At 57.7% G+C, this 23,904-nt stretch carries 19 protein-coding genes; 2 read left to right on the top strand and 17 right to left on the bottom strand.

Going from position 1 to position 23,904, the window contains the following annotated elements:
- Window positions 1-17 precede the first annotated feature (17 nt).
- From ppk1 to WCS52_10170, 11 genes are all read right to left on the bottom strand, one after another.
- On the bottom strand, window positions 18-2,135 hold the full coding sequence (gene ppk1, locus WCS52_10120) for a polyphosphate kinase 1 (protein ID MEI6167540.1): 2,118 nt from the start codon (window positions 2,133-2,135) through the stop codon (window positions 18-20).
- Between the two features lies 1 nt (window position 2,136).
- On the bottom strand, window positions 2,137-3,276 hold the full coding sequence (locus WCS52_10125; protein MEI6167541.1) for an ATP-dependent 6-phosphofructokinase: 1,140 nt from the start codon (window positions 3,274-3,276) through the stop codon (window positions 2,137-2,139).
- A gap of 152 nt (window positions 3,277-3,428) precedes the next feature.
- On the bottom strand, window positions 3,429-4,094 hold the full coding sequence (phoU, locus tag WCS52_10130) for a phosphate signaling complex protein PhoU (GenBank protein MEI6167542.1): 666 nt from the start codon (window positions 4,092-4,094) through the stop codon (window positions 3,429-3,431).
- Between the two features lie 123 nt (window positions 4,095-4,217).
- On the bottom strand, window positions 4,218-5,027 hold the full coding sequence (pstB, locus tag WCS52_10135; protein ID MEI6167543.1) for a phosphate ABC transporter ATP-binding protein PstB: 810 nt from the start codon (window positions 5,025-5,027) through the stop codon (window positions 4,218-4,220).
- Window positions 5,028-5,040: 13 nt separating this feature from the next.
- The gene (gene pstA, locus WCS52_10140; GenBank protein MEI6167544.1) at window positions 5,041-6,387 is read right to left on the bottom strand and encodes a phosphate ABC transporter permease PstA; all 1,347 of its coding nucleotides are present in this window, start codon (window positions 6,385-6,387) and stop codon (window positions 5,041-5,043) included.
- 3 nt (window positions 6,388-6,390) lie between these two features.
- Window positions 6,391-7,551, bottom strand: coding sequence for a PstC family ABC transporter permease (locus tag WCS52_10145; protein ID MEI6167545.1), 1,161 nt, complete (start codon window positions 7,549-7,551; stop codon window positions 6,391-6,393).
- A 102-nt stretch (window positions 7,552-7,653) separates the two neighbouring features.
- Window positions 7,654-8,478 carry a phosphate ABC transporter substrate-binding protein gene (locus tag WCS52_10150; GenBank protein MEI6167546.1) on the bottom strand — a complete coding sequence of 275 codons (825 nt, stop codon included), beginning with the start codon at window positions 8,476-8,478 and terminating at the stop codon, window positions 7,654-7,656.
- A 51-nt stretch (window positions 8,479-8,529) separates the two neighbouring features.
- On the bottom strand, window positions 8,530-9,708 hold the full coding sequence (locus WCS52_10155; protein ID MEI6167547.1) for a putative porin: 1,179 nt from the start codon (window positions 9,706-9,708) through the stop codon (window positions 8,530-8,532).
- A gap of 93 nt (window positions 9,709-9,801) precedes the next feature.
- Entirely contained in the window at window positions 9,802-10,854 is a 1,053-nt protein-coding gene (locus tag WCS52_10160) for a prolipoprotein diacylglyceryl transferase family protein (protein ID MEI6167548.1), read from the bottom strand.
- Window positions 10,851-11,867 (bottom strand): phosphatidylserine decarboxylase, encoded by a 1,017-nt coding sequence (locus tag WCS52_10165; protein ID MEI6167549.1) that lies wholly within the window; start codon window positions 11,865-11,867, stop codon window positions 10,851-10,853. The genes WCS52_10160 and WCS52_10165 overlap by 4 nt, the downstream gene beginning before the upstream one ends.
- Window positions 11,864-14,248 (bottom strand): hypothetical protein, encoded by a 2,385-nt coding sequence (locus tag WCS52_10170; protein ID MEI6167550.1) that lies wholly within the window; start codon window positions 14,246-14,248, stop codon window positions 11,864-11,866. The genes WCS52_10165 and WCS52_10170 overlap by 4 nt, the downstream gene beginning before the upstream one ends.
- A gap of 270 nt (window positions 14,249-14,518) precedes the next feature.
- Between WCS52_10170 and WCS52_10175 the strand changes: the two genes are divergently transcribed.
- On the top strand, window positions 14,519-16,096 hold the full coding sequence (locus WCS52_10175) for an ATP-binding protein (GenBank protein MEI6167551.1): 1,578 nt from the start codon (window positions 14,519-14,521) through the stop codon (window positions 16,094-16,096).
- Here the strand turns inward: WCS52_10175 and WCS52_10180 are convergent.
- Together WCS52_10180 and WCS52_10185 are read right to left on the bottom strand one after the other, a co-directional pair.
- On the bottom strand, window positions 16,086-17,060 hold the full coding sequence (locus WCS52_10180; protein MEI6167552.1) for a hypothetical protein: 975 nt from the start codon (window positions 17,058-17,060) through the stop codon (window positions 16,086-16,088). The genes WCS52_10175 and WCS52_10180 overlap by 11 nt on opposite strands.
- 254 nt (window positions 17,061-17,314) lie before the next feature.
- Window positions 17,315-17,452 (bottom strand): hypothetical protein, encoded by a 138-nt coding sequence (locus WCS52_10185; GenBank protein ID MEI6167553.1) that lies wholly within the window; start codon window positions 17,450-17,452, stop codon window positions 17,315-17,317.
- 99 nt (window positions 17,453-17,551) lie between these two features.
- On the opposite strand from WCS52_10185, the gene WCS52_10190 reads away from it, so the two are divergent.
- Entirely contained in the window at window positions 17,552-18,568 is a 1,017-nt protein-coding gene (locus WCS52_10190; protein ID MEI6167554.1) for a transposase, read from the top strand.
- Between the two features lie 406 nt (window positions 18,569-18,974).
- On the opposite strand, the gene WCS52_10195 is transcribed toward WCS52_10190, so the two are convergent.
- The 4 genes from WCS52_10195 to WCS52_10210 all read right to left on the bottom strand — a co-directional run bounded on the left by WCS52_10195 (window position 18,975) and on the right by WCS52_10210 (window position 23,857).
- Window positions 18,975-19,211 (bottom strand): hypothetical protein, encoded by a 237-nt coding sequence (locus tag WCS52_10195; protein ID MEI6167555.1) that lies wholly within the window; start codon window positions 19,209-19,211, stop codon window positions 18,975-18,977.
- 78 nt (window positions 19,212-19,289) lie between these two features.
- The gene (locus WCS52_10200) at window positions 19,290-20,375 is read right to left on the bottom strand and encodes a hypothetical protein (GenBank protein ID MEI6167556.1); all 1,086 of its coding nucleotides are present in this window, start codon (window positions 20,373-20,375) and stop codon (window positions 19,290-19,292) included.
- Between the two features lie 7 nt (window positions 20,376-20,382).
- Window positions 20,383-23,475, bottom strand: coding sequence for a type I polyketide synthase (locus WCS52_10205; protein MEI6167557.1), 3,093 nt, complete (start codon window positions 23,473-23,475; stop codon window positions 20,383-20,385).
- Window positions 23,476-23,482: 7 nt separating this feature from the next.
- A complete protein-coding gene (locus WCS52_10210) occupies window positions 23,483-23,857 on the bottom strand; it encodes a hypothetical protein (protein ID MEI6167558.1) in 375 nt (124 codons plus the stop codon).
- Window positions 23,858-23,904 lie beyond the last annotated feature (47 nt).

Raw genomic sequence — 23,904 nt, forward strand, 5'->3', positions numbered from 1 at the left:
TGCAAGGAGAAGAAGGCTTACCCGTGCCGGAGCGTTGCCTGGCGCATCATCAGGTCGTGGGAGCCCATGGTTCCGTCGGGATTCTTGGGTTTGCGCTGGATATAGGTTCCGTCGGAGTTCATGTCCCAGGCGCTGCGCTGGTCGGAGAGATGGGTTTGCAGGATCCACTGGAGGTCGGTCTTGAAATCCTTGTCCTCAATGGGCGTGATGGCCTCCACCCGGCTTTCCAGGTTCCGATGCATCCAGTCGGCGGAGCCGATATAAAACTCACCATCCACTTCCTGCTCCGCCCCATTCCGGAAATGGTAGATCCGGGAATGTTCGAGGAAGCGGCCGATGACGGAGATCACCCGGATGTTCTCGCTCAGGCCGGGCACCCCGGGTTTGAGGGTGCAGAAGCCCCGCACAATCAGATCCACGGACACCCCCGCCTGACTGGCCGTATACAGGGCGTTACAGATATCCCGGTCTTCCAACTGGTTCATCTTGGCGAGGATATGGGCAGGCCGGCCTGCCCGGTGATGTTCGATTTCGCGCTCAATCATCGCCAGGAACCGTTGCTTCATGTTCGCCGGGGCAATCAGCAGTTTCCGGTAATCGTCTTTCCGGTTCCGGCCAGTGAGGTAGTTGAACAGGTCGGCGATATCAGCCGTTAACTCCGCCCGGCAGGTCAGCAGGCTTGCGTCCACATAGAGCCGTGCCGTCTGGCGGTGATAGTTGCCGGTTCCAATGTGGGCATAACAGCGTGACTCACCCTCCTCCCGGCGGACGACCAGCGTGGTTTTGGTGTGCGTTTTCAGGCCTTCCACGCCGTAGACGACATGGACGCCGGCACGCTCCATTTTCTGGGCAAGGACGATGTTCTCGTGTTCATCAAAACGGGCCTTCAATTCAACCAGACAGGCCACCTGTTTCCCGGATTCCGCCGCCTGGATCAGCAACGGCACAAAAGGACTGTCCTTCCCGGTCCGGTAGAGGGTCATTTTGATCGCCAGCACATCCGGATCGGCGGCGGCCTCCTTGATCAGGCGCAATACGGTGTCGTCAAACGATTCATAAGGGTGTTGAACCAGAAGATCACCGGCCCGGATGACACTGAAAATTTTAGAATCCTCGGCCTGCAACCGGCTCGGCACCAGTGGGGTCCAGGGTTTATACCGGAACGCAGGGAAGGGCAGTGCGGCGATGTCCCGCAGACTCCGGTACTCAACCAGCCCCGGCATCTCGTACACGTCTTCCTCCCCCAGTTCAAGGGCCTCCATGAGGATCAGCCGGTTGATGGGGTCGGCCTCCCGGGGGCACTCGAGCCGCACCACGCATTCCATCCGGCGCTGGCGGACCTGCTCTTCGACCGCCTGAAGCAAATCTTCAACATCGTCCAGGTCCGCCTCCACCTCGGCATTCCGGGTGACCCGGAACGGCATGACGCCGCTGATCTTCATGTCGGGAAACAGACGGTCCAGATGGTGGGCGATCAGATCCACCAGCGACACAAAGCGATAGGCCCCCTTAAATGCCGCCGTCTCGATCCGGATCCATTGTGGCAGGGTGTTCGGGATTTTTACCCGGGCGAATGCGCTTGTCCCGGTGGATGGGTCATTCAGGGTAATGGCGAGGGAGAGGGAGAGATTGGAGATAAAGGGGAACGGATGGCCGACATCGACGGAGAGTGGCGTCAGAACCGAGAATACGGTTTTGTCAAAAATCACAGCGGCCACCTTTTTTTCGGCTTCCGTGAGATTGTCCCAGCCGAGGAGATGAATCCCTTCGGCGGCCAGGGCGGGTTTGATCGTGAAGTGGTAGCCGTCCGCCTGCCGGTTCAGCATCTCCTGGATGGAGGCGTGGATGGCGTGGAGCAATCCCTCGGAGGTCTGTTCGCCCGCGGTATCCGGGCTTTTTACGCCTGCCCAGATTTGCTCGCGCAAGCCATAGACCCGCTTCATCACGAACTCATCCAGGTTGGAGGTGAAGATGGCGAGGAAATTGACCCGCTCGAGCAGCGGGGTCCGTTCGTCAAGCGCCTCGTTCAGTACGCGCCGGTTGAACTCCAGCCAGTTCAAATCACGATCCAGGAAGCGGGAGCCCGGCGCGGGTTTGTGGCGGCTTCGACGGGGTGCAGGTTTGGATGGTTTCATCTCATACCCCGGGGACATCCCCCATGCAGGTGCCGACCAGCCGGGCCGTTTTGACCCAGGGGTGATCCACCGGGACATACTTGACGATGCCGGCCACTTTTTCCAGCGGCACCGGCACACATTCTTCGCCCCGTACCGCCACCATGACATTATAGACCCCGGCCATGAGCAATTCTCCCGCCTTGGTCCCCAGCCGCGTGCAGAGCAGGCGGTCCGTTGCAGAGGGGGTGCCGCCGCGTTGGACGTGCCCCAGTGACGTTACCCGTGCTTCGAGGCCGGTCAACTGCTGGATTTGCCGTGCCACCCGGCTCGACATCGGTTCCTGCACCAGGTGAATCCCGTTTGTGTCAATGCTGGGAGAAAACGGATCAGGTTTCTTCTTGCCGGCCTTAAACCCCTTGGCCAATACCTTGGCTTCCTCTTTCGAAATGGCGCCCTCGGCGATGGCGACAATCGAAAACCGCTTGCCCTGGTGCCGCCGATTCCGGAGATGCTCGGCCACGACTTTCAGGTCATAGGGAATTTCGGGGATCATAATCACATCCGCCCCGCCGGCAATGCCGGCCCCCAGGGCCAGCCAGCCAGCCGCATGGCCCATAATCTCGCAGACAATGATGCGATGATGGCTGGTGGCGGTGGTATGGAGCCGGTCAATGGCCTCGGTCGCAATTCCCAGCGCGGTGTCATAGCCGAACGAGATGTCCGTCAGGGCCACATCATTATCGATGGTTTTGGGAAGCGTGAGCACATTGATGCCGCCTGATTTGTGAAGATGCAGTGCGTTTTTCTGGGTGCCGCCGCCGCCCAGGCAGACCAGGCAGTCCAGTTGCAACCGGCGGGCATTGGCGAGGGCGACATCCGTCATGTCCATCACCTTATTCCCCATTTTCATCTTATGAGGCTTGTCACGGCTGGAGCCCAGGAAGGTTCCGCCCAGCGTCAGGATGCCGCTCACCTGCAGGTCCTCAATCGGAATGGTGCGGTTTTCAACCAGGCCCCGGAACCCGTCGAGGATCCCGATGACCTTCATGTCGTGATGGAGCGCGGCCTTGGCGACGCCGCGAATGGCGGCGTTCAGGCCGGGGCAGTCCCCTCCGGAGGTCAGGATTCCGATGCACCGCGCTGGTTTGTTTCTGGCCATATTAAGGTCCTATTCCTTGTAGCCGCCGCTGATAAGCGGTGGGCCTTGACTGTTCCGGACACTTCGAAGAATAACCACCGCTTATCAGCGGCGGCTACGAGTTCCACCCAGATCCCACCCGCATAAGACCAAAAAGAGCGGGGCTTATCAACTTAGGATTGCGGCTCAAGGGTATGGCGGACAATTTTACCTTCAATCAAGTAGATCAAGTCCTCGGCAATATTCGTGGCATGATCCCCAATTCGCTCCAAATGCCGGGAGATATGCATAAGCTTGAGCAACGCTTCCAGGTGTTCAGGCCGGCGGGTAATCTCCGCCTTGAGGCGGGTGGCCATCGTGCGGTTTAGGGAGTCCAGCTGCGAATCCGCCAGGCGGATCCCGCGCGCCGCGGCGAGATCCTCGTTGACAAAGGCATCCAGCACTTTTTTCAGCATCGATTGGGACGTATCAGCCATCTCACCCAGTTGTAGCGGGATATCAATGGGTGGCATATCGCATAAGAGCAGGGCTCCCTGGGCAATGTGGGCCGCCAGATCGCCGATTCGCTCCAGATCATGATTGATTTTCAGGACGGCGATCAGGTACCGGAGATCAGCCGCCACCGGTTGATGAAGGGCCAGAATTTTAAGGCACTCCTCTTCGACGTCCACTTCCCGGGCGTTGGTCTGGTTTTCGTGCTCGAGCACCGACTTCGCCAGGGAGGCGTCACGGGTCTCCACAGCTTTCACCGCATCCGAGACCGAGTCCTCGACATTGGCACACATTTCAAGGATCTGTCGCTTCAGCTTGTCAATCTCACGTTGAAAATGAATTCTCATAAGGTCTCCTTCGTCTGTCTAAACCATCACCCTCACCCCGGCCCTCTCCCCTTAAGGGAGAGGGAGTTGGTTGTCTGTTTCCTCTCCCCTTGAGGGAGAGGATCAAGGTGAGGGGGATATGGCTCACCCGAACCGGCCCGTAATATAATCTTCCGTCTGTTTTTCCTTCGGCTTGGTAAACACCGCCGTGGTTTGTCCGTATTCAATCAGCGAGCCTTCGTACATAAAGGCCGTAAAGTCCGACACCCGCGCCGCCTGCTGCATGTTATGCGTGACAATAATGATGGTGTATTTTCCGCGCAGATCGTCAATCAGGTCTTCGATTTTCAGGGTAGCCCTTGGATCCAGGGCCGAGGTGGGTTCATCCATCAGCAGGATTTCGGGATCCACCGCAAGTGCCCGGGCAATACACAGCCGTTGTTGCTGTCCACCGGACAAGCCCAGCGCATTCTGTTGCAGGCGATCCTTCACCTCATCCCATAAGGCTGCCCCGGTCAGGCTGCGCTCGACAATCTCCGCCAATTCGCTCTGGCTGACCTGCCGGTGGAGGCGAGGACCATAGGCCACGTTGTCGAAGATCGACTTCGGGAACGGGTTGGGCTTCTGGAAGACCATCCCGATCCGCCGCCGCAGGGTGACCACGTCAATACTGGGCGAATAAATATTCTGGCCATCAAACAGTAGCTCCCCATCGGTCCGGCAGCCCGGCACCAGGTCGTTCATCCGGTTCACTGCCCTTAACAAGGTGCTTTTGCCGCAGCCACTGGGTCCGATAATGGCGGTCACCAAACCGCTACTGAAGGACAGGTGGACATTCTTGACGGCCTGGTTGGCACGGTAATAAACCGAAAAGTCCGAGGCCTGGACATGGGCGGCCCCGGCAGGGGCCTTTTCTATCCGCTCATTATCCCTCGCATTTTCAAAATGATTCATAGTGGCACTCCTCTCATCCTCTCAGCCGCTTGGCGACCCGGGCCCGCATCAGAATGGCGGCCAGATTCAACAATAACACCAGCGTGACCAGCACCAGCACCAGACCGTACTGGACATGCCGGATTTCATCCATCGCCTCGTGTTCTGTCGCCAGATTGTAAATATTCCAGGACAGGGCAGGCGTCGGGTGGCTGAACACCTGCCAGAGGGCAAGGGGTTTGCCAACGCTGACGGCGGCGGTAAAAATAATCGGGGCCGTCTCCCCGGCCGCGCGGCCCATGCTGATCACAATGCCGGTGAGAATTCCCGGCAAGGCGGCTGGCAGAATGATGGTCATGACCGTGTGCCAGCGGCCGGCGCCCAGACTCAGGGCCGCCTCCTTGTAGGTCCGGGGCACCGAGAGGATGGCCTCTTCCGACGCCCGGATTACGGTCGGCAGAATCATCAACGCCAGGGTCATGGAGCCGACCAGCACGCTTTTGGAATGAGAGACGCCCAGGGTGTTGATGAAGAAGGCAAGGCCGAACAGACCAAAGACGATGCTGGGCACTCCGGCCAGAGTGCTGATACAGGTCCGCAGGAAACTCACGAAGGCGTTCTCGGGGGCATATTCGGTCAGGTAGATGGCGGCAATCAACCCCATGGGGATGGCAAACAGCATGGCCCCGACCGTCAGGTAGAGCGTGCCCAGCAATTCCGGCCAGATACCACCAAAAAAATGGGAGTCATAGGATTCATCCGTCAGAAACTGCCAATACACCGTTTTATGGGGCAACAACATCTTGTCAAGGTTGGCAGAAAGGTATGGAAAAAGAGGGGCCAGCACGGTACCGGCAAAAATCTCAGCCCGCGGCTTGAGCACCTTGACGCTTCCCCGTTCAGGGTGGCTGTAATCCCATTCTTCCCGGTACAGCACACGCTCCAGTTTCACCTGGGCCCGGTCCCAGCGGGTCTGGCCGAACTGATCGCGCATCAACATGGGACGTGGGGTGCCGGGGGCGGGCCCCAGAAGGGCGTTGAGGGCTTTCTTCAGTTCCTTGAATGACGGCGTGACTTTCCGGCGTTCGGCGGACGGCATGGTCTCCAACTGTTTTTCAAACTCCGCCACCATCTGGAAGGCAGGCGCGCGGGCAGCCTGGGCCGAGGCCATTTCGCTTTCGATGGAGGAGCGGTTGCCCCGTTCAAACTTTTCCATCATCAGCCGCCGGTGTTCGATGGTGCCGGTAAAGAAGATGGCCCCCACGCCCCTGACAATCATCGGGGCCAGCAGAATCACCAGCGCGGAGGTCATCAATACAATCGCCAGCACCCCTGAGGCGGTGAACGAGCGGTCCAGCATCTTGCGGGTTTCCAGACGCATGGCTTATTTCCCCACTTTCCGGCGGGTGCGTCTCACGCCCCATTCGCTGGCGAGATTGCAGGCAAACGAAAAAAGCAGCAGGCAAAGGGCCATGGCGAAAAGCACATGGAACCGCGAGGAGCCGGTGGCCTGGTCCGCCTCACCCATATCCCCCGCGATCGTGGCCGTCAGGGTGCGGACCGGTTGGAGCATATTATACCAGGGCTGAGGGATCTGAGCGGCGTTGCCAGAGGCCATCCAGACCACCATGGTTTCACCCACGGCGCGCATCACGCCTAAAATGACCGCCGCCATAATGCCGCTGCTGGCCGCCGGGAGAATGGTTCTGAGAATGGTTTCAGACCGGGTGGCCCCCAGCGCGTAGCTCCCTTCCCGCAGGTCACGGCCGGTCGCCTGGATGGCGTCCTCCGCCACACTCACGACCGTGGGCAGGGCCATAATGCCAAGGATGATGGAGACGTTTAACGCGTTGGTTCCGCTGCTGACCGTGATGCCGCCCAGTGACACCCCGAGAGTCCAGAGTCCCCAGAAGGCGGCCGCGCCCAGGCCGGCCATTAAGGTCCACCGCGCCCGGGAGCGGTGAGGTGTCGCCAGGCGGTCGGTCAGCAGGTCACTGACCACCACGATGGCGAGTACAGCCACCGGGGCGCCGATGAGCCAGCTGGCCACCTGAAGCATGTGCCCGCCTTGCGACTGCAGCAGAGGGGCAAACACCACCAGAGCAAAAAAACCATAGGCGACCGAGGGAATGGCGGCCAGCAGCTCAATCACCGGCTTAACCACCTGTCTCACTGAAAAAGGAAGCACATCACTCAGGCATACCGCGGCGGTAATGCCGAGTGGAACCGCCACGAGCGCCGCCCCAAGGGTCACGAGCCCGCTCCCTATAAAAATGGCAAGCGATCCGAATTCCGGAGTGGCCGCCGAGGGATACCAGTGTGTGCTGGTAAAAAATTGTTTAAAACCCTGTAACTGAAAAAAAGGCAGGGCATCACGGGTGATGAAATAAAAAATAAACAAGACGGCAAACATCGAAAGAGAGGTCACGGCCAGCAGGAAGCCGGATCCGAGAATCCCCATCGCCCGCTGCTGCCTCCGGGCACGATGGCTCAACAAGAGGGATGAGCCTTCGTGCCCGGAGGTTGCCGCTTGAGATGGGGACATATTATTGTTCATGGGTAACCAAATGGTTAAAGGTTATTCGTTGTTTGTTAATGGGAAAATCCCAATAACTCGTAACGAATAACCTTTAACCTCCCCAGGGGATTACTTCACCGGCACATAACCCGTATCTTCGATGATGCGCTTACCTTCATCGGTCTTGCACAGGTTCACGAAGTCATACAGGGCGGTGCCCTCTTTCGGACGGCCATTCGTGTACATATACAGAGGGCGGGCGATCGGGTACGTCTTGGAGACGACCGTTTCAGCCGTAGGCGCGATCCCGTTCACCTGCAACGTCTTGACGCCCTCCGTGAAGGCGAGTCCGACATAGCCGATGGCCGCTTCGGTGCTCAACACGCGCTGGCGGACGGCGCCACCGCTGCCAACATATTCCGCACCGCCCTTGAGTTTGGCATCCTTCAGCACCAGCGTGTTGAAGCTCTCGTAGGTACCGCTGTTGGTATCACGGCTGATCACCACAATCTTCTGATCCGGACCGCCGAGTTCTTTCCAGTTGGTGATCGCGCCCGTGTAGATATCCCGGATCTGCTCAATCGTGAGATTGCCGCGGGAATTCGAAGGGTGCACGATGACCGCCAGACCGTCCAACGCCACGATATGCTCGATGGCGAGGACGCCCGCCTCCTGGGCCGCCTTTTTCTCCGAGTTCTTCAGCGGGCGGGACATGGTGGCCACGTCACAGGCCGCATTAATCAGGCTTTTAGCCCCATTGCCGCTGCCTGATTCGCTCACCGTAATGTTCACATTCTGGTGTTTACCCATGTAATACTCGGCGAACGCCTTGGCCACCGGGCCCACCGTGGTTGACCCATCCACCACAATCGAGTTAGCGTCTCCGGCACCTGCCGCTCCGACACCCATTCCCACTGCCGCCATCATCGACACTATTTTTGTAATTTTGTTCATAACTAATGATTTCCCTAACTTTGGACTCGAAACTCTCAACTCAGAACTTCCTTAGAACGCCGCCACCAGATCCAGCTGCATCCGGTCATAATCCGTTCCGCCCTTGGCGATGCCCTTGTCATCCTTGAAGTAGGCTCCACCCAACTGGAGGTTCTTCATGATCTGGTATTTGGCATAGAGCTTGTGGCCCTTGCCGTCGGTGCCGCCGCCCCAGCGGTCGGAATCCGTCCACATGCCCAGCGTGGCATCTTTTTCGAGCTCGGCATGGCTATAGCCGACCTCAAAGGTGCCTTCCCGCTTGGCCTTGCCAATGGAAACGCCATACATGTGGCCTTGATCCAGGGTATTAGCGTCGGTGTTGGACAGTTCCTGTCCGAAGATCGAGACCGGTACGCCTGCCACCCACATATCAAGAGAGGCAAAGTAGACCACGGGGGTAAACTCAGTGGCCCACGCCTTATTGGTGGTGCCGCCGCTGACCGTGCCCTTTTTCGTGCTGTTCCCGTAGGAGTTGTTCTTGTTTTCCCAGTCAATCACGTCATACCCTTCCATGTTCTGGAAGCCGTAGTAGCTGGCACCCACGGTCAGTGAGACTTCAGGGATGAACTGGAATTTTGCTGCGCCTTGACCGGCCAGCAGTTGACCCGCGTCCTTGCTGTCACGTTCCTGGAGCCAGAACGTGCCGGCATTCCCGTAAAGCGTTACCACATCATTCCCGGTTTGGGCTTTAACGGCAGCTCCTTCAGGAGACAGATCCCCGTCAAATACCAGGTCATCGTTCATGGTGAGGAAGGGATTCTTCATTTTACCAGCCAGAATGCTCACTTCGGTCTCATTTTGCTCAAATGCCTTGAAGTCGATATACGCCAGATCCAACTTCATGTCCTTCTTCTGTCCGCCATCACCAAGGGTTTGGTTCCCGGAGATGGGGTCATTACCGCCGGTGGAAAGTCCGACCACAGCCTTGGTCCGGTCATTCACTTTGGCTTCGGCCGCGAGGCGGGCGCGAATCCGGTCGCGCTGGCGTGTATAGGTTTCCTTGTTGGCGTCTTTCTTGGTGTCGTCATTGATCGTTTCGTAGCGATACCGGAAGTCACCCTTGAGGGTAATTGAATCCGCCCAGGTTTTCGGGGCGGGTGCCGGCGTGGCCGCGGGCGCATTGGTCTCTGCCGCCAGGCACGTTCCGCTTACGCCTGCCATCAATACTAATCCTGCCATTACTTTCTTCATCTCTTTGTTTCTCCTTGTTGTTGGTTGTTGATTCATGGCGTCCATTAAAACTCACTCCTGTAAGAAGAAAGTGAGAGGCAAGTTAGAAATTGATTAGGGTTTCTGCCGCCTGAGATCAAAGGTGATCCGGGCGCTCGTGACCGTGCTGATTCCCATTCGGACGAAGACGATAACCGCCAGGGCCTCGATGAGAAGAATGGCACCGGGTGTCCACAAGAGGGCCAGCCCGTGAGTCACATCCAGAACCGGTCGCGGGGTATGGGGCCATAGCAGGCTGAAGGTCGCCGTATACACGACTCCCCCAAGGGCCATCCACTGATAGGCCGAAATCCGACCGGCGCCCCGGTAGTCGGCCCTCAGAAACTCCGACACAAACCGCCAGAGCTGTGTGATCAGGATTGGCAGAACGTAGGCCAGCATCGGTCGGCCAGCCAGAAACAGGGCCACGCCCATCAGCCCTGCTGCGCTTGAGATGATGGCGGTGAGGGCCTGTACGGGAATAAGCCGTTGTCCATCAAATCCGTGCGCATAAGAGGATTTCTTCAAGGGCCCCTCAAATACGAAAGCCCAGTGACTGAACAGCGTCTGAAGCCAGGCAGGCGCCTTCGCCAAGGGGCGGCCATAGCAACAGCCGAAACTGATGCAGGCAAGTCGGCCAATCCCCTCGCCCAGGGCATAGGCCGTGGCGATGGCTGCCAGCACAAAAAGGGTCGCTTGTGAGCCCCCTCCCGCGTTTTGTCCCAGGTGTGCGATTCCCCAGGCCAGCCAGGGGCCCACCACCATCCCGGCAAACGAGGCGCCGCCAATCGTGAATCCATGCCAATGGCCTTCCACCATGCGGTTAATTATTTTTGAGGCGGGAATACAGACCGTCAGGATCGCCACGATGACCGCTATCAAATGTGTCAGGGGTAATCCCGCCGTGCCTGCCAGAAAAATCGTTACGGCCACTGCGGCGGCAACACCCAAGGCATTGAAAAAACCATAATAGGTCAGGTTAACGCCGCGCCAGGTTCCTTTCTCGTCCCGGTGTGTTGGGAACGTCGCCAGTATCTGCCATTTCTCTGCCGGCAGGTGGTGAAATGACCAGGCGAAAAGGGCCAGCAGGCAGAATGCCATCATCACCACAATAAAGGTCTCAATCATAGGGTCCCTCCTTGAATCGCCCGGGCGATGGTGGCTCGCACGGGGACATCCGTTTCCACCCACGCGTCACCCCAGGCTTTGCTGTAAAGGCTGCTCAGGGTGGCGCGGCGAAGGTTGGCAAGGATGTCAGGGCGGAATTGAACGCGCTCTTTTTGGAAAATCAGGACCACGGTTGAACTCCCCGGGCGGAACAGGCTTTTGGGGCAGCCCCGTTCCACTTTCATGCCGACATGGAGGGGAGCGGGGGCGTCATAGTGATTTGCGCTATAACACTGGACAATATCGCCGATCATCAGTGCGACCACTTCGATCATGGCCACCAATCCCGCCTGGGTTCCATTTGGGACGTCGGTGTCAATGATGGTCACCGTTCTCCGGTTTTTCGAGTGGGGAGTCGCCTGGGCGATGATGACGGCGGGGTGGCATGACTGATACACGCCGTCAATTTCATAAACATCTCGCACCAGGCCGGTTACGGGGAGGTGGTTGAAGTGGTATTTGTCGGGAGTCAGGCGCAATACCGCAAAATCGCCGCCCTGAAAGGCGTCATACCAGGCCAATTTGCCTTTCCCGAACATCTCCTCATACCGGAAAAATTTATCCTTGAGGTAGAGATGGGAGGTTCGCAGAAAGGAACCCACCAGAATCCGAGCATCGGCTGGTGAACTGATGGCCGTAGGGTCTGGCGCCATGGGGCGGCAGGCCCAGTAGCGGATCCTACGCTCAAAAACCTTGCGGGGGGTATCGAGCGTTTCCGGCGGATCCACACACTCCTCAAAGGCAATGCCGAGGTTCTTTGCCAGACGACGGCGCATGCGCTCCGGACTTGCAGGGCGGACATCGAAATGCAGCGCTCCCAGGAGTTCCGTCAGCCGGGATGAGGTCAGGGCTTTGAACAGCCAGCCAGCATCTTCGCGTACATGTGAGTAGAGGAATGAGACGATGGGGTCGCCGAAAAACTTTTCGCGCACCGCACAGGAGCTTCCCTGGTCCACGTAATGATGCCGCGTCATCGCCCGCCTCCGTGACACTCACACTGGTGGTGGACCACCAGCAACATGAGCCTGACGAGTTTAGTCACCACTGACTGTGATGCCTTGCCCTCCAGCACATTCCCCCGCACCGCCGCCAGAAACGAGACCGGGTCTTCCCCGTTCAGAACCGTTTTGAGTGCGGCGGAGTCCTCTTCGCCGCCTGCCGCCGCGCGCGCACACAGCTCCTTGAGGTCGCGGGTGAATAACTCCAGGGCTTCACCGACAAACTGCTTGAGCAGAGGGCCCTTGTAGAAGCGTTCCGCCGCTGAATTGAACGTTTCGGCGGAGGAGCGCAGAGGCGTGGAGGTTCCGGCTTCGTTCAGGATCCCCTCCATGAGCGACTCCAGGGCGGAGCCGCTATGTTCCGGATTCAGGCGTTGTTTCAAGTCCCGGATGGTATCGCCCATCTCAAAGGCCTCGATCAGGTCGGGCCCGTCCTGCTCCAGCAGGGCCACCAGCGCCCGGCGGTACTCGAGATGATAGACCCTCGTCCGCCCCGGGTAGCGCTGGCTGTCCCGGGTTTGTGCCGTCCGGCTCAGAATGCGTTTCAGGAACTGGTTGGGGGTCCGGGCGCCGACAAAGAACGTGGGTATGCCGATGGCGCTGCCGAAAAAGGTCTGCCGGCGTTCGCTCTCCACTTCGGGAGTGTCGGGGATGTCGGCATGGGTCACTTTCCCGCTCAGGACGTACTTGTATGCCAGCGCGGTGATGAGGCGCTGGAGATCCGTGGCGGCCGCCATATCCCTGTCAATGCTCGCGAACTGGCTGTAGTGGCGTCCCTCGAAGCCACAGAACCCCATGCTCGCGAACTGGCGCTGGCGGTACAGGGAATAAGAGGACATGCGTGAATCGAACACGCCCATTTCGGAGAGGTCCCGCTTGAGCCGCTGATCATTTCCGAGGGTTCCATCCAGGGCGGGGCTATGGTCGGTACTGAGAGGGGATACCAGGTAGTCAATCAGCCGCTGGTCGGGAATCCAGTCGCCACGCAGGCCTAGAACCGCCCCAAGCACCCGGTCCAGGCCGCGCGGGCCGAAGGGGGTTAGGGGAAAGCCGAAGCACTTGAGATCGGCCTTGCCTTTCCAGCGGCGCCACAACATGCGCAGGTGGGTGAAATCGAGTTCATGGGGCAGGAACCCCAGGACGGTTTCCGGGTGAAAATCACGGAAGTCGAAGCGATGGGGCGCGGCGGTGTAGGTTCCGACAAACAGCGGCAGGAAATGCTCGACAATTTTCACCACGAGGTCGCCGATGCGTTTTTCGTCAGCCACCGTGAATTCCGGGGCGTTGGCCGTCATCAGCGCGGTCAGGCGCTGGCTGCCCAGGCTGATGTGGGTCCCGTTGTTGGTGAGGCTGGTGCTGGACACGGTTGGCAGGATGATCAGATCCCGGGCCAGGATCCCGGACTCGCGCAATTTCTCCATCGTATTCAAGCGGCTGCGTGAGAGCACTTCATGACACAGGATCATGTACTGATGTTTGGTCTCGCCCTTGTCCCACCCGGAAAGACAGGGACTCATGAAGAGATCGCGGTAGAACGAATCGGCGACCAGCTCGTTCAGCTTTTTCTGCCGCAGTGGAGTTTGCGGCGCCAGGCAGATCCGCGTTTCCTGGCCCCGCGAGCGCAACTCGAACTTTTCATTGGCGTACATGGTCAGCAACTGCACCATTAATAGCCGCCGGAGTGTCTCGTCGGCCATGGCGCGGCCCAGACCGGCTCTGGCCGCCGGGCCGACGGTGTGGAAGGACAGGGTCTCCGGTGAAGTGTTGTCGTTGAGGAAGTGAGCCATGAGCTGCTCCCCCTTGTGGCGGATGGTGGGATGGGGCATCTGCCCGGTACTGATGGCATCAGCCAGGGCCAGTTTGAGCAGATAACTCACCGGGATACGGATGCAGCGCAGGCCATTACGCACCACCTCGAACCGGGTGGCGTCTGAGCGGGGCATTTGCCGCTCGCGTTTATCGGCAAAGAGATCCCCGTCGAACACCTCCCGGGCGTAGGGGGTAATCAGGTCGGCGGGAAAATAGACCCAGCTGTTTTCCCAGTCGTTATCGGTATTTTCGGACAGGTAGTTTTCGATTCCCCTCACTAAACGCCTGGGGGCGTCGCCCGTAGCGGCGCGGCGCGTCAGATTCTTGAAGTAGTTGGATTCCTCCACGGTACGGGCGAGGTCGACCTGGTTACGGGGGCCATGGGTGATGGTGAGCAGTTCGTTTTCCGCGCCCGCCGTAACATCACCCACCCCGAAAGGAAGAGATTCGATGGAATCGCCGGTTTCGCTCATTCCCAGACCGCCGCGAATCCGCTTGAGATCCAGGCCATCGAGGGAGTGGGCTTCAGAGGCATGCGTGTGTGTCATGGTTAAAAGCCTATCATCGGGATATTAGCTCGGTGTTGGACGCCCGTTAGAAGTGTGTAAGGGGAGGGTTGGCCTTTCCGGGATCACGTGAAGCGGGGGCAGATGGAGAGGCCCCCCGGGGAAACTCGCTTTGAAACCGGCAGCCGGTGAGGTTATCTTCAAAAACTCATGAACGGCTCACCATTGGCTAACCGGTCTGTGTCAATATCCCAAGAGTGATTCCAGGGTTGTTGGTAAAGCGCAGCATACGCGCAGAGGCGGAAACATCCGATGAAGTTGAGCGAAATCTGGCTGGAGATTGAGGCCGTTGATGTCAATGCGTCCATGCTGGACGTCTTTGATCTGTTTCGCAATCACAGCGATTGGCCCTTTCTGCCGATAGTGGATGCGGGAAACCGCGTGTTGGGCGTGGTGCGGGAATATGACCTGAAAAGCCACGCCTACGCACAGTTTGGCCGCGATCTTGTCAAAAGGCAGACGGTGCAGCAGTTCTTGAAACCCACTCTGGTCTTGCCGTCGGAAATCACCAGGAAAGAACTTCTGGATTCCTCGGCACAGAACCCCAACCCGGATGGCATTGTCCTGACGGCTCGCGGGAAGTACCGGGCGGTACTGCTGAACCGGGCGGTCTTGCGGGTTTTTGAAAAACACCACCTCGAAACCGAGGTTCAACTGGTCCAGGCTCAGAAAATGGAAGCCATTGGCACCCTGGCGGGTGGGATTGCTCACGATCTGAATAACATCCTCACCCCTATCCTGGGATATGCCGAGCTCATGAGTGTCATGCAGAAGAGGGGGGAACCCATCGAGCAGGATTTCATCGATCAGATTTCCGTCAGTGCCATGCGTGCGCGGGAAATTGTGAAGCAGATACTGGCGTTTAGTCGCCATCAGAGTAACGAATATGGTCAGGTGAACCTGGAGCCTGTAATCAAGGATGCGGTGCGGTTAATCACTTCCTCCCTGCCCTCCACCATTGATATTGAACTGCACTTGAATGTCGAGAGCGATCAGGTGATGGCGAACGCTGATGAAATGCACCGGGTCATTATGAATCTCTGTACCAATGCCTACCATGCCATGCGCGAGCGGGGCGGTCTGATGCAGATTTCGTTGGACCGCCACCAGGGGCCGGTACTCGGTTGGTCCATGCGGGCGGAGCTTCTGCTGGGGGAGTTCCTGCGTCTTTCCGTCGCGGATACGGGAACGGGGATTCCCCCCGGCATGGTATCGCGCATCTTTGAGCCATTCTTTACGACGAAAAAGCAAAATGAGGGCACCGGGCTGGGTTTGTCCGTTGTGCATGGTATCATGTCGCGCTGTGGAGGATTTGTCTCTGTAGAAAGTGTCGTTGGAAAGGGATCCCAGTTTCATCTCTATTTCCCCGTCTTGAAGAATCAACCGCAAGGAAGCACTGCACGGGTGACCGTTACGAATGAAGTGGACCAGGTCTCCCAGCTTGCCCGCAGACCGAAGACCCGAATTCTTTTCGTGGACGATGAGTTTGCCGTTACCCGCCTGGCCAGCAAGATCCTGCCCAAGTATGGGATTACGGTGGTGACGGAGAATGATAGTCACAAGGCGCTGGGGCTGTTTCGCCAGCATGCCATGGACTTTGATCTGCTGGTGACCGATCAGACCATGCCGGGCCTGACGGGGGTGAACCTGGCAAAAGAAGTCCTGCAAATACGCCCGGATCTGCCCGTGATTCTCTGTACGGGATACAGCGAAGCCGTGTCACCTGAACAGGCCAGAATAGCGGGAGTGTGCGAATACATGCTCAAGCCGCCCGACTTCAGGCAGATGGCGGCTTCCATTCAAAAACTGGCAATCCCAGTTACCGCTTAACGACCGAAATGGGGTTGTCTTGTGCCTGGACAAAGATTTTAGTGAGGGTGCACTGGATGGACCCCAGAAACAGGCCATAGTCGCCTGACAACGGCAACATAGACCACTCCAAACTGGTTTTCGCGAGGGACTTGAGTTCAGGATCGCCGGTCTCAAGGGCGAATTTGCGGAAAGGCACACACCACATCGAGAAACTTTCGTTCCGACCATCACTGTCTTTTGCCGGCTGGATGTCTGCGGACAAAGCGCTGAACTTTCCGGGAAAAGCAAGGGCTGAAATCTGGCCCTTCCTCATCTTTAAATCAAAAGTCCTGACGGTGCCATCCACATTAAAGTGAATCGAGGGCGCGAGGGCTTGGTTTGGCGCCGGTGTCTCATTATAGGCGGCATACAAGGTCTGGAACACGGTGGCCACTTCGGTGCTCTGTTTGGCGAGGTCCGCCATGCCCGGCAGATTCGTTTCTACGGTGCCGGAGAGAAGATCGTGATGCCAATAGGTGGGGGCGCCAGACTCAAAGTTATAGATCTCGATGTAGTTCATGCGGCGCGCCTGCCGGAAGAACGGTTTGATGAATTCATCATTATGCTTGGCGTACGTAATAATCCTCAGGTCAGGCATCGTGAGCACAGACACCGTTCGCTTAAACAGGCGAACGTGGTCATCTGTGTCGTCCCCGGTGTGAGGGGACTCCACCTGGAAATCTATCAGGCAGGCGGGAATACTTTCGCGGGAGAGGGGGCTGCGCCACACTCCTTCGGTCGCCTTGAGCGAGGCATTCGCCACGCGTTTCAAACGGATATGCAGCAGCGCATAGGTCACGTCGTAGTTCATGATGACGGTGGATTTTGTGGGTTTGAACCGCCCGGTTATTTCGGTCACGATATTTGTGTCACCGGCCGCATGAACCATGGCGGTTAAGGACAGGAACGGCAATACCAGTACGCGGATAAAAGGTGTGATCATAATATTGACCTCATTCGTGTGATGAAACAGGCAACAATAGCCGCCAGTCATTAGCGAACGATTGAGGGCGCGTTAGAAGTTGATGGAAAAAAAAGAACCGGAGCAGCCGTGAGGCCGCTCCGGCCGGAACGATCCAGGGACTTACGGGCCGGCTTTGTTGGTGAAAGTGACCCCGTGTCGCCTTGTGTTCGTTCGATGGAGGAGACCTTAGCGGGGGGCCATTGCGAGTTGAAAAGGAGCGCGTGAATAATTGATTAGTTCTGGGTGGCTGCGGGAGCCCCGGTGCGGGAAAGCAGGGCACTCATGATGTCCTCGTGGGTGGCGAGGATCTGATCCATCGTGTGGAGGTGCGTTTGCATGACCGGTGAACCGAAAATCCATAGGAAATCCATAGGGACATACAATTAGTTAATAAACATCTATACAAAAAGATAAAAGCTAGGTATAAATGCGTTTAGATTCTGAGCGGGTAGTCGTCAAGAGGAGGATTTATGCGCAGTTCGAGAATAGTCGAGGAGGAATCGGCCTATTACCATGTCTGGTCGAGAGTGGTGGACCGGAGGATGGTGTTTGATGACGACGAGAAGGAGCGATTCCGGAAGACACTTCGAGCGGTGGCATCATTTTCCGGGATCCGGATCATGACGTACGTGGTGCTGGACAACCATTTTCACGCTCTTTCATATGTGCCTAAACGGGAAGAGGTTAGCGATACAGAACTATTGAGGCGATTATTGTTTCTGTACGACAAAACAGTGGTGGAGAACATCGGGTCACACCTGGCATGCTTGAGGGCAGCGGGGAATCATGTGGCAGCTGATGCACGGAAACGGGAATTCACCTACCGGATGTATGACTTGGGCGAATTTGTAAAGACGCTGAAACAGCGGGTGAGCATGTCATACAACAAGCGCCACCAGCGGAAGGGGACGTTGTGGGAGGAACGGTTCAAGAGTGCGCTGATAGAAGGGACCTCGCGGACGCTAAGCGCCATGGCCGCGTATATTGATTTGAATCCGATCAGGGCTGGGATCGTAAAGGATCCGAAAGACTATAGGTATAGCGGCTATGGGGAGGCGATGGGTGGATCAAAAGAGGCGAGAGAAGCGCTGATAGTGGTGATGAAGGATAGCGATGTTCCTGAAGGGTGGGCAGCTGTTGCCGCCCGCTACCGACACTTACTGTTCGTAAAAGGCGAGGAGAAGGGAATTCGCGCCGATGGACAGCCGATGAAGAAAGGGATTAGTCCGGAGGCAGTAGAAGAGGTGATCGCGAATACGGGCAAGCTACCTCTGAGTGAGATCCTGCGCAGTCGGATCCGGTATTTCACGGATGGAGCGATCATCGGGAGCCGGGTATTTGTAGAGGACGCGTTTTGCAGGCATCGGGAGCATTTTAGTGCCAAACGGGATACGGGAGCCCGTCCGATGAAGGGGGCGGACTTTGGGGACATGTTTACGGCGCGTCAGTTGAGAGTGGATCTGTATGGGGCTGGCGCACTCGGCTGATAGCCGGACGGGTGGAATCGAAACATGAGGATGATACCGGCAGGCGGTTTAGCCAAGCCGTAATCCATCATTGTGCTGGTGGAGCTGATTTGATGGAATTCCGCCTGGTTTTGGTAGAGGGCATTATGCGTAACGCTAAATTTGTTCGGAACCAATAGCTGCGCGGCCTTCAGAATTAATAATTACAGAAGCGATGGGATGAATTGTTATGGACGATCTACAATTTGTGTGTCCCTAAACTTTCTGATGCGTAACGCTAAATTTGTTCGGAACCAATAGCTGCGCGGCCTTCAGAATTAATAATTACAGAAGCGATGGGATGAATTGTTATGGACGATCTACAATTTGTGTGTCCCTAAACTTTCTCTTCTAAACTTTCTAAACTTTTCATTTCACGTGAGGCCTGCTATTTTGCCAGGCTACTTCGGCCACGACTCTCTATGGTGCTCACGTACTCGCCGTAGGCGCGCCGGATGGCGTTCAGATCTGAGGCGCGGACATGCATCAGGCGCCGATCCCCTTCGTCAAGGACAACGAAACACTTACCGGGCATCTGATGTCGGAAGAAGGACGCGGGTATCCTCGCACCCCGAACCGGAATGCCTTGTCGGCCCACCTTAATCAGACTGGGTTTTACGGTCATTGTATATCTCCTTTAACCATTAGTAGTGAATCATTCCTTCGTGAGGGTTTGATTTCCTTTGCATCAGAATCCGATTCGTCACTGCGCTCGGGGGGGCAGGACACCCTCGGAGACCAACTGGGCGTCCATCGAAGGCGTCAATACAATGGGAAGAGGCGGGCCTTGTTCGCCTTGGGACCGGATTAGTACCATCTGGTAATCCTGAAGTTGTTTTTGCAGATACGCTGCGGTTAACTGCGGCGCGTCTGGAGTGGAATCCATAACCGGCGCATCATTCTTTCCCGCTGCAAAACCAGGCATCGCGGCCACTTGAATCGGAGTCGGATCCGGGGGCGGAATCGTTGCAGCCACTTCCAGCGCGCTCGCCATGCTTTGGTTTAATGCCAATGCCGCAGGACTTTCCAGCGCAGCAGGACTAGCCGTTGCCGTCTGATCCTTGGCCCCGGACGAAACCGCAGAACTGTTATTCACCCACCCAAATCCGCCCCCCCCCACTGGCGCAGGCATAGCAGAAGCAATTTCAGAACCCTCCCGTGAAATCGCACGCTCCGCCTGGTGCTGTCCCAGTATCCGTTGGAACTCCGCGTCTAAAGTTGTTGGGGAAGATGAGTCCGTGCTGATATCCGCCTGATCGGCGGAATGATCGCTTGCCGTTGTCGAAATTGCAAGCGGGATGGTTTGGGATGGTTTCATAATTTGCATGCCATGCGGGCCAAAGGTGAGCGCGGGTGTAGTCGCCGTCGCTGAAGTCATATCCATCCATTCTTCCTTTGCGTTATGTCTCAACAGTGCCTTTTCGTTATCGAAATCGGCCTGGATGATTTCCAGGCCGTCTTCCGAGTCACCTTCGTGGAGGAAATAATTTTTTCGGGTGGCCATATTGACGATGCCCACTTGAATTTTACCATTAGACTGGTTGCGGGTGATGGCGCACATTTTGAGGTTCTTGGTGAAACTCTCTTCTGGCGGCTGGTTCACCATGACAGCACTGGCAGCGAGGGTGGAGGCGGCAGACTCATCACCAAAGGGCATGCGCGTAAGGATGACCGAGTATCGATCAAATGCGGAGTGAGGAGTGGAACTGAGCGCGGGAAAAGGAAGAAGAAGGAGGCAGACAGACAGTCGGTGAGCAGTGAGCAGATTGCCATAGGAGTGATTTTTCATAGAGGTATCACAGGGGGGGGGCGACCTGGGAGAACAGGGCTTGCATGACTTCCTCGTGGGTTGCCAGGATTCGGTCCAATGTCTGAATGTGGGCTTGCAGCAAGGGCGAATCGGTTGGTGGAGAAATGGTCGGCAGAACCGGGATTGCTAACGCGGTCGCCTGACCGCTGAGGATAGTGGTCAGTTGCTCGCGTAATTCCCGGCGGTCGGTTTCATCCATGGTTATTAAGGGAATGTCCATTTTGAGTTTTGTCGGGTGTCGGTGCGGCGGCGTGTTGGCCGTCCGGCGAGTGTCATCCATAGCCAGCTGGCTGGGGCCCCGTTGAGAGTAAAACCGATCCAGAGACACCTCCACGCCGTGGGCGCAGAGTTGGGCCAGGGCGTGGTGCAATTGGAGGAGTCCTCCCCGTGAAGCGAGATTGCAGGGGATGGCCGCATAGTCGCGCCCGGCCAGAATGTCATCCACAAATCCGGTAAGGTTGCCGCGCGGGCCCACTTCCAGGAAAAGGCGTACCCCGTCGGCATACATGGTTTCGATTGTTTCCCGGAACCGGATAGGATCAGCCCACTGGTCAATCATGAGGCGCCGGATTTCGGCCGGCGTCTCCGGCAGGCGTTTGCCCGTGGTGGTGCAATAAACGGGAATCTTCGGGATTCGGTCCTCGTACGTGCCGGCCGTGCGTGCGATCCGGTCGCAGATGGGCCGGTACATCGGCGTGTGGTAGCCGCGGTCAAAGGGCAGGAACTGGCAAAGCGCGCCTTCGGATTCCAGCGTGGCGCGCGCAGAGGCAATCGCGGCCGGGCTGCCGCACAGAACCACCTGATTTGGACAGTTGTCCATGGCCACATGGAGCGTTCCACCGCTTTCCGCCGCCAGCGCCGCGATACGTGCGGGTTCCGAGGCCCCCACCGAAAGCAGTTGCGCCTCAGGAACCAGGTCGCGCACCCATTGTTCAATTACGCGATCCTCGATCACAGGTTTATCCATGATATTGGCCGGGGTGGTGCAATCGGCGAAGGCGGCGGCTTCCACGGCCAGATCCTGGGCCGTGCTGTGTCCCGCGATAGCCTGGGGTCGCACGCCCAGCAAGAGCAGCAGATGATACAGGGCACTATCTGCGGTGGCGACAAGGGGCAGGGCATACTCCATGCTCCATAAGCCGGCCTCCACGCCCTGCTGCTCGGTGGGGGTCAGGTTCGGGGGCGGAAATACAATCTGGCTGGGCAGCGGGCTTCGGCCACGCTCGATGAACGCTCGATCCGCCCGGTCGAACCAGCTCCGGACCTCGTTGAAATGGATACAGAGATCCGCGAGCATACCGGCATACTGGGCGCCCTCGCCGGGCAGGAGAAAGGCGAGTTTCCCCTCACGGGCCAGGGGCTTGTCAAAATAATAGATCCCCTGCCGTTCCTGAATGACGGGGCGTGCGGGATCCTCCAGAGCCGTAACGGCGGCATCGAGTTTCGAATTCAGATCCTGTGGGGAGTCCGCCACGATGGCCAGGCAGCAAGGGGAGGGGTCGGGGTTGTCCAGACGGTTAAGCGTGAAGGCCATGTCCAGAAGGGCCGTCTCCGGCGGAAGGTCCGCGAGCCCTTGGCGCAGCATACGCACCTTTTCGCTGAGCGCCAGGCGCGAGGCACCCCGCACCGTGACCAATTCGCAGGGCCAATCGCGAAGCAACGTGCCCTTCGCACAATCCGACGAATACTCTTCCAGCACGACGTGGCTGTTGATGCCTCCGAAGCCGAAGGCATTCACGCCCGCACGGCGGGGGTGGGCCTTGCCATGGATCCAGGGCCGCGATTCGGTGTTGATATATAGAGCGCTCTTGTCGATTCCCAATTCGGAGTTTGGTTCCTCGCACAGGGTCGGGGGCAATACCTTGTGGAATAGGGCGAGCGAAGTTTTGAAAAGACTGGCCATCCCTGAGGCAGGGATCGTGTGGCTGATCATGGATTTCACTGAACCCACTGCGCAGCGAGGCAACTGACCGTCGCGGGTTCCAAAGATTTGGGTCATGGCCTGGATCTCGATGCGGTCGCCCACGGCCGTACCGGTTCCATGCGCCTCCACCAGATCCACCGTGGAGGGGGGGAAGCCGGTGGCCTGATACGCACGTTCCATGGCGGCCACTTCGCCCTCAAGCCGGGGTACGAGAAACGCCTGTCCCTGCCCGTCACTGGAGAGGCCGATCCCTTTGATCACGGCATAGATGCGATCTCCGTCCCGTTCGGCATCCGCCAGGCGCTTGATCACGGCAAAGCCAACGCCTTCGCCTAGCAGGGTGCCGTCGGCATTTTTGTCGAAGGGGCGTAACTTGCCGCGTTTGGAGAGAGCGCCCAACATGGAGAAAACGATGAAGATACCGGCGTTGGTGTTTTCCTGCGCTCCACCGACAAGCATCATATCACACCGGCCGGCCACTAGTTCGCGTATACCCGCATCCAGTGCAATGAGTGAGGACGCGCAGGCGGCATCCACCAGGTAATTGGGGCCCATTAAGTTCAGGCGGTTGGCGATGCGGCCGGAAAGGACATTGGAAATGAGGCCCGGGCAGGTATCCGGAGTGAATGGCGGGAGCCGACTTTTGATCCGGTTTACAAGGTTATCCATGACTTGGGGTGGCAGGTCGGGAACAATGGACCGCAGCATTTCAACAAACCGCTCGGCTTCGCCATAGGCCCCGCTGGCCGTCATCCCACGATGCGGATAGCTGCCATGTCCGATGATGACGCCGGTGCGTTGGCGGTCAAACGGGCGTTCCAGATAGCCGGCGTCAGCCAGCGCTTCGCGGGCGACCCGCAGGGTCAGGAAGTGGCCGGGATCGCTGCCATCGACAGAACCGGGCATAATCCCGAAGTCCAAAGGATCAAACTCAGCGAATGGCTCGATGAATCCCCCTCGTTGGCAATAGGTGTGGGTATTGTTAGTTCCCCCGGCGGCGGGATCGTGAAAATGCGGCGCGTTCCAACTGGCGGGGGCATCGGAGACCGATTCGATTTTGGCTACGATGTTGTTCCAAAGTCGGCTGATGACGGAAGCGCCGGGATAGATCCCCGCCATGCCAACGAGTGCGATGTCTGGACGGAGGGCCTTCATGTCGTCCTTAGAATGAGTTTGTGATGCGATAGAACGCGGAACTGCGGGGAATAGGATTCGTATCCGTCAGGTGCATCACCCGTCCCGTTGCCGTTAGGGTCACCACATTGACCCATCCGCTTGAATTTTTCAGGTTCGTGTTGCACTGCAAGACGCACGTCTGGCCGTTGGTTGTCTGAACGGTCAGAAAGGGTTTGCCTCCCATAAAGGACAGGTTTTGGATCACCGGGTAGAGCACGGACGTACTCGTCGAGGCAAGGGTCATCCATTGGAACGGCCGGTACGTTGCCCCCATGATCGGCAGACTCACGGTAAGGTCGATGCCGATAAGCAGTAAGACCACCGCCACTGGTTTCCATGACCGAATAAGTATGTTTTGCATTGATTTAAATTCCTTACAAGTGCCGCATTATCACCCACGACTGTTGG

The organism is bacterium (genome assembly GCA_037128595.1).
Lineage (GTDB): Bacteria > Verrucomicrobiota > Kiritimatiellia > CAIKKV01 > CAITUY01 > JAABPW01.